General features: G+C 49.8%; 2 protein-coding genes. Both read left to right on the top strand.

All coding sequences use genetic code 11. The features are described from left to right. On the top strand, nucleotides 1-1,390 hold a 1,390-nt coding region (locus C400_RS26375; RefSeq protein WP_232795434.1), incomplete at its 5' end, for a KS-MAT linker domain-containing protein. Then, nucleotides 1,374-7,496 carry an SDR family NAD(P)-dependent oxidoreductase gene (locus C400_RS0125115; RefSeq protein WP_017428652.1) on the top strand — a complete coding sequence of 2,041 codons (6,123 nt, stop codon included), beginning with the start codon at nucleotides 1,374-1,376 and terminating at the stop codon, nucleotides 7,494-7,496. The genes C400_RS26375 and C400_RS0125115, both read left to right, overlap by 17 nt. Nucleotides 7,497-7,541: the final 45 nt, after the last annotated feature.

Genomic DNA, 7,541 nt, shown 5'->3' with positions numbered 1-7,541 from the left:
CCATGCGGTCATCCGGGGAACGAGCATCAACCATGGAGGCAAGACCAACGGGTATACCGTGCCTAACCCGACTGCTCAAGGGGAGCTAATCCGGTCGGCTTTGGAACGAGCCGGGGTACATGCCCGGACCATTAGCTATATCGAAGCTCACGGAACTGGCACAGAACTGGGAGATCCGATTGAAGTAACCGGTCTGACCCAGGCCTTCAGAAAGGATACAGCAGATAAGGGATTTTGTGCTGTGGGCTCTGTGAAGTCCAACATCGGACATTTGGAGGCGGCGGCGGGCATCGCAGGGATTGGGAAAATTGTCCTGCAGATGAAAAACCGGACGCTGGTTCCCAGTCTGCATGCCCAGGAACTGAATCCGAACATTCCTTTTGAGCAGACGCCGTTTGTCGTCCAGCAGGAGCTGGAGGAATGGAAGCGGCCGGTGGTTGAGCTCGATGGAGAGACAAGGGAATACCCGAGAATGGCAGGGATTTCATCGTTTGGAGCAGGAGGCGCCAATGCCCATGTCATCATCGAAGAGTACGTTCCGGAAGAGAAGATGCCCATTCGTGTAACAGCTCACCATCCTGTGATTATCGTATTGTCAGCCAAAAATGAGGAACGACTGAAACAGCAGGTCGAGAGATTGCTGTCCGTGATCGGGAAAGGAGAGGTCACAGAGGGTAATCTGGCCGATGCAGCCTACACGCTCCAGGTAGGACGTGAAGCGATGGAAGAACGCCTAGCGGTCATTGCTGAATCGATGCCGAAACTGGTGGAAAAGCTGCAAAGATTCTTGGAAGGCCACGACGGGATTTCCGAGCTGTATCGAGGACAGGTCAAGCGAAACAAAGAGGCACTGTCCGCACTGTTAGAAGATGAAGATATGGAAAAAACGATCGCTGCCTGGATCGGGAAACGGAAATACGCGAAGATAGTGGATCTTTGGGTGAAGGGACTGGCGATGGACTGGAGCATGCTTTATGGAGATGCCAAGCCGCAGCGAATAAGCTTGCCAGCCTATCCTTTTGCAAAGGAGCGGTATTGGATCACAGATATTAAAACCAAGCAGGCTTCCATTGAATCTACCAAATCTGTACAGTCAACAGATATATTTGTTGATCAAAGAACACCTGAGACAGCGGCAAATATTTCGCAAAAGTATAGAAAAGAAAGCGAAGATCCAAATTCCGAAGCTATTCCTTCGTATATCCAGAATATTCAGAGCCATATTTCCACCAGTGTCAAAATGAAGAAGATGCCAGATATTTCTTATCTAGCGGCTGAATACGAAAGAATTCCTTCGACTATGATCGACAACCAAGCTTACTCGGAACAGGATGGGACGACGCGAGGGACTAATCGGATGAGGAGGCTTACAGATGAAGGAAATGAATGATGTCTTATGCAAATTGCTATGGGGTTATTTGCAGTTGATGGGATTATGCCCCTATGCACATATGGACAAGAAAGCTATGATTAATGATTTTAAAACCAAAACAGCATTGCTGAATTTATATGATCGCTGGCTTGAAGAAAGCATAGAGGTATTGGCGCGGAATCATTATTTTTACCGTAAAGGAGACTCTTATAGCGTAACGGATACAGCTTTGGTTGATCTGCAGGCTGTATGGAAGGAATGGGAATTGAAGAAAGGGGAATGGCTGAAAAATCCGGATCTCTCGGCCTGGGTTGTACTCGTAGAATCAACATTGCGCAAGCTGCCGGAAATTTTGACCGGAAACATACCTGCCACTGACATTGTTTTTCCTCAGTCCTCTATGAAGCTGGTAGAAGGTATATATAAAAATAGTCCTGCAGCAGATTACTTTAATGAAGTGCTGGGGGATATTGTAGTTTCCTACTTGAATGAACGGCTTAAGCATGACCCGTCAGGGTCGATTCGAATTATTGAAATTGGTGCAGGCACTGGAGGAACCAGCGCTATGCTCTTCCGGAAGCTTCGACCTTATCAGGAGCATATTCGTGAATACTGTTATACCGATAAATCAAGAGCATTTTTATTGCATGCGCAAAAAGAGTACGGCCCGCAAAATCCTTACCTGACTTATAAAATTTTTAATGTGGAAGAGTCGGCTGTGGGACAAGATATCGACACGGGCGGATATGATATTGCAATTGCCACCAATGTCCTGCACGCTACGAGGAACATTCGGCAGACATTAGGCAATGTCAAAGCATCGCTGCGAAAAAACGGCCTGATTCTTATCAATGAAATCAGTGGAAACTCGCTGTTAAACCACCTAACCTTTGGTCTGCTGGAGGGATGGTGGCTTTATAATGACCCCGAGCTGCGTATTCCAGGCTCTCCCGGTTTATACCCTGAACGTTGGCAGGAGGTATTGGAAAGCGAGGGGTTCCGGTCGGTCTTCTTCCCCGCTCAGGAAGCGCATGAAATAGGCCAGCAAATTATTGTGGCTGAAAGCGATGGTAAGCTTAGCGATGGGATGCTTCGGGACCAACAGAAGCTTGAACAGGGCAAGCCTCCATTAGAACAGCGTGACACAGGGACTCAATCAGCTGCTGATGTAACCGATGAGATGGCTGAAGAGCATGTCAGGGAACTTATTGTAGAGAAGTTGGCAGAGGCCTTGAATGTGGACATTTCAATGATTGATGTCCATGAGTCATTCGCAGATTATGGCCTGGACTCTATTCTTGGCGTCAACTTTGTACAGGATGTTAATCAGGGGCTGGGCATTCATTTGCAGACTACAGACATCTTTGATTACAGTTCGGTCAAACAACTGACGTTATACATTTTAGGCCAATTCGGCGACATCGTTTTACCAGTTTTGGGACACAATGCTGATCCCATAGAGGATGGGAAAGATACAAGCCGTGAAACCCAAGCGCCTAAGAAAAAGGAATATATGTTTAATCCGGTTCAAACGGCAAGTGCATCGATTGAGCCAGAAAGACCTAAACAGGAGAATACAGGAAAAAGCTTGGCGCAAAGAGAGCCGATTGCGATTATTGGAATGAGCGGGCGGTTTGCCGGGTCTGACAATGTAGATGAGCTTTGGAATCACCTTAAGAATGGCGACGATTTAGTAAAAGAGGTAACTCGGTGGGATCTTTCAAAATACCAGGAAAAAAATGCGAGTTACTGCAATTATGGAAGCTTTTTGGAGGATATTGATAAGTTCGATCCGCTTTTTTTCAATATTTCCGGACTGGAAGCAACTTACATGGATCCGCAGCAGCGATTGTTTCTCGAGGAAGCATGGCATGCTCTAGAGGATGCGGGCTATGCGGGTGCAGGGATGGATGGGCGTCGGTGCGGAGTTTATGTAGGCTGTGCCGAAGGCGATTACCAGCGATTGCTGGGTGAAGACCTGCCTCCGCAAGCACTGTGGGGACATATGGGCTCCGTGATTCCCGCCAGAATTTCCTACTACTTGAATCTTCATGGGCCGGCGATAGCTGTAGATACAGCTTGTTCGAGTTCGCTAGTTGCCACCCATCTTGCTTGCCAAAGTTTATGGTCTGGAGAAACGGATATGGCTTTAGCTGGCGGGGTGTATATTCATACAACCCCTCGTTGCTATTTATACGGTGACAGAGCAGGAATGCTGTCTCACACAGGGCACTGTTATACCTTTGATGACAGGGCAGACGGAATGGTTCCAGGAGAGGCTGTTGGCGCTGTTGTACTCAAACGGCTTGAGGAAGCAGTTGCCGATGGTGACCACATCTATGGGGTAATTTTAGGCTCAGGAATCAATCAGGACGGTACCACGAATGGACTTACTGCACCAAGCCAGAAGTCTCAGGAGCGACTGGAGCAATATGTGTACGATACTTTTCATATCCATCCAGAGCAAATCCAATTGGTGGAAGCACATGGCACTGGTACCAAGCTAGGAGATCCAATTGAATATCAGGCATTGACACGAACATTTAGAAAGTATACGGACAAGAAGGGATTTTGCGCGATCGGGTCCATCAAAACGAATATCGGTCATACGCAAATTGCGGCAGGAATCACAGGAGTAATTAAGCTGTTATTGTCATTAAAGCATGAGCAGATTCCGCCTTCACTTCATTTCCAATCAGGCAATTCTAATATTCAGTTTGCGGACAGTCCTTTTTATGTCAATACGCAGTTGCAGAATTGGCTGATTGAGCCTGAAGCCAGACGCTGTGCTGCGGTCAGCTCCTTTGGTGCCAGTGGTACTAATGCCCACCTGGTCATCGAAGAGGCTCCACATACGAAACGAAGACATTGCGAAAAGCCGGCTTATTTCATTCCGCTGTCCGCCCGGACTTCACAACAATTACGCCGTCAGGTGGAGCAACTGATTGCCTATTGCGAACAGGAGCCTGAGGCAGACTGCGGTAACATGAGTTATACATTATTGCTTGGGAGAAAGCACTGCAATCATCGGCTTGCATGTGTTGCCCGCAATCAAGGTGAGCTTGTCATGTCCCTTAAAAGGTGGCTGGAAAAAGGCAATTCTTCTCAAGTTTATTATTCTGAACTACACGAAAAAGACCAACGCATTCAAACGTCATTGAAGAGATATGGAAATGAATGTATTCAAAACTGTCAAAATGCAGGTGAAGCCCGCGAGTATTTGGAGCTTTTAACTACGATTGCGGATTTATATGTTCAGGGATATCCGTTAGACTTTGAGCGTTTGTTTTCAAATGAACCGTATTGCAGAATCCCATTACCGACTTATCCTTTTGCAAAAGAGCGGTATTGGGCGCCTAGGAATGAAACCCAAGTGGCTAAAAGCATAAGTATAGAAAGTGAAACCAAATCAACGATTTCCAGAGCAGAGGCAAAACCTGTGGCTACAGCTAGTCATACCCTGTTGCTAGAGCCAGTTTGGAAGGAGCAGGACGTATCGCCAGAGGTGGAAGCACCTACCTACGACCGCCGTATCATCTTGCTGTGTGAGCCGGACAAGGCTTTACCTGAACGGCTCGAAGCGCGATTGAACGGAGCAGCACAGATCTTGGCCTTCTCATCCGGGAAGAGCCGGGTGGATGAGCGGTTTCAGGCCTATGCCGTTCAGGCCTTTGAGAGCATCCAAAGCATTCTAAAAGACAAGCCTGCCGGAAGGGTGCTGGTTCAGCTTGTCGTGACGGCGGCTGGAGAAGGACAGCTCTTTTCAGGGCTTTCGGGTCTGCTGAAGACCGCCCGACTGGAAAATCCAAAACTCATCGGCCAATTGATCGAAGTGGAACAGGGAGAATCTGCGGAAAGCATGCTGGCGAAGCTGGAGGAAAACAGCCGCAGTCCGGTGGATGGATGGATTCGCTATGAGGGTGGTCAACGCAAAACCGCTTGCTGGAGCAGGTTCGAGTCGTCTCGGCCAGAAGAGAAGCTGCCATGGAGAGACGGTGGCGTGTATCTCATTACCGGCGGCTCTGGCGGCCTGGGGCTGCTTGTTGCCGAAGAACTGGTTCGGCGCACCCAAGCAGCAACCTTGATCCTGACAGGCCGCTCGCCACTGGACGGCAACAGACAAACCCGGCTGAAGGAGCTGGAGTCCTTAGGAGCCAGAGTAGTGTACAAGCAGGGGGATATCACCGACAGGAACACGGTTACCAGCCTGCTGGAAAGCATTCAGAAAGAATTCGGGCGTGTTCACGGGATTATCCACTGCGCTGGGATCATTCACGATAACTTCATTCTCAAGAAAAGCAGGGAAGAATTTATCGAGGTGCTGGGACCGAAGGTCCAAGGGCTGGTCCATCTAGATGAGGCGAGCAGCGGTCAGGATCTGGACTTCTTCGTGCTCTTTTCCTCCATCTCGGGCAGTATGGGCAATCCGGGACAGGCCGATTATGCCACCGCCAACGCCTTTATGGATGCGTACGCAGCATACCGGAATACCCTGGTGGAAGCCCAGCAACGGCGGGGCCGGACGCTATCCATCCGCTGGCCGCTGTGGAAAGAAGGCGGGATGAGGATTGACGCGGACACAGAAAAACTCATGAGACAGAACATGGGCCTTACGCCTCTACAGACCGAGTCGGGCATTCAGGCGTTGTACCAATGCCTGACCTCAAGCAAGGATCAGGTGATGGTCTTGGAAGGAGAGCCTGAGAAAATCGAGGCCTATCTGGCGAAAGCCGTCTCGCAGGCCGGTATCCGTGCGATACAGGCATCTGCGCCGAAGCTGGATGCGGGTTTACTGTACGATAAAACCTTGTATCATCTCAAGGCGCTATTGGGAGAGGTGACCCGTCTGAGCGTCGGTAGCATTGAAGCCCAAGAACCGCTAGAGCGTTATGGGATTGATTCGATTATGATTACCCAGCTCAATGCCAAGCTGGCAGAATCCTTTGGCGAGCTATCCAAGACGCTGTTTTATGAGTATCAGACCTTGCGTGCCTTGGCGGAATATTTGGTGTCGGAATACGCACCGGAGTGCATGCAGTGGGTTGGAATGAGTCTGGACAAGGAACAGGTAGAGGAAACGGCTGCGACAGCCCGGTACGCTGAAGAAGAAAGCACGCCAGTTGCGGAGACGGTGGCAACGAAGTCCAGCCGTAGCTATGTGAAGCCTGTTCGAAGCTGTGCGGAGTCTGTCGCAGAGGAAACACGAGAGCCGATCGCCATCATTGGTATGGCAGGAAAGTATCCAGGTTCGAGGGATATGAATGAATATTGGGAAAATCTCAAGGCAGGGAAGGATTGTGTCAGCGAAATCCCGCAGGAACGCTGGAAACTAGAAGGATTCTTCCATCCTGATAAAGAGGAAGCGGCTTCACATGGCAAAAGCTATAGCAAGTGGGGGGGCTTTATCGAGGGATTTGCTGAATTCGACCCATTGTTTTTCAATATTGCACCGCGGGAAGCACTTAGCATGGACCCTCAGGAACGGCTGTTTATTGAAGCCTGCTGGGAAGCGATGGAGGACGCGGGCTACACCAGAGAAGAGCTTGCGGTACGACATAACAGCCGTGTAGGTGTGTTTGCGGGAATTACCAAAACAGGATTTGATTTATATGGTCTTGATCTGTGGAGGAAGGGAGCGCAAATATTCCCTCACACTTCCTTTAGCTCAGTAGCCAACCGGATTTCGTACCTGTTTAATTTGCAGGGGCCGAGCATGCCAGTGGATACGATGTGTTCATCCTCATTGACCGCGATTCATGAAGCGTGTGAGCATCTGTACCGCGGAGAATGCGAGTTGGCCATGGCAGGAGGAGTGAACCTGTATCTGCATCCGCTGAGTTATGTCGGACTTTGTGCGAATCAGATGCTGTCCGTAGACGGACAGTGCAAGAGCTTCGGAAAGGGAGGCAACGGCTTTGTCCCAGGAGAAGGCGTGGGGGTAGTCCTATTGAAGCCGTTGTCGAAGGCGATAGCAGATGGGGACCCGATCCATGCGGTCATCCGGGGAACGAGCATCAACCATGGAGGCAAGACCAACGGGTATACCGTGCCTAACCCGACTGCTCAAGGGGAGCTAATCCGGTCGGCTTTGGAACGAGCCGGGGTACATGCCCGGGACCATTAGCTATATCGAAGCCTCACGGAACTGGCACAGAACTGGGAGATCCGA

The sequence above is a fragment of the Paenibacillus sp. ICGEB2008 genome, assembly GCF_000307675.1.
Taxonomy (GTDB): domain Bacteria; phylum Bacillota; class Bacilli; order Paenibacillales; family Paenibacillaceae; genus Paenibacillus; species Paenibacillus polymyxa.
Note: the sequence above shows the minus strand (reverse complement) of the source record. Positions and strands in the feature narration are given on the sequence as shown.